This window comes from Enterobacter sp. UNJFSC 003, assembly GCF_036903355.1.
Taxonomy (GTDB): Bacteria; Pseudomonadota; Gammaproteobacteria; order Enterobacterales; family Enterobacteriaceae; genus Enterobacter.
The window spans coordinates 1-245 of the sequence record NZ_JBAKHK010000299.1; the positions used below are offsets into that span (position 1 = coordinate 1).

A 245-nucleotide genomic window follows, 5' to 3' on the forward strand; every position below is an offset into this window, starting at 1 on the left:
GAAGATCTCCGCTTTCGGTTCGTCCGCCAGACCAGTGACGCGAACTCCGGCGATTACGTCGTCTTCTGTAGCATCCGGGTTACGAATAGCTTCAATATTAAGATACGGTTGATCCGGCGGACCAGAGAACAGTAACTCACCTTTACGCACAATCAGATCCTGACCATAGGCATGGAAGCGCCCTTCAGGGATGTTGATCTGCCCGTTCAGGCCCAGCCCTTGTTTGTCCTGAACGACGTTAAGAT

Annotated in this window: 1 protein-coding gene; it reads right to left on the minus strand. The window is 52.2% G+C overall.

What is annotated here, in order from left to right:
* On the minus strand, nucleotides 1-245 hold a 245-nt coding region (locus V5P19_RS24255), incomplete at both ends, for a translocation/assembly module TamB domain-containing protein (RefSeq protein WP_334408083.1).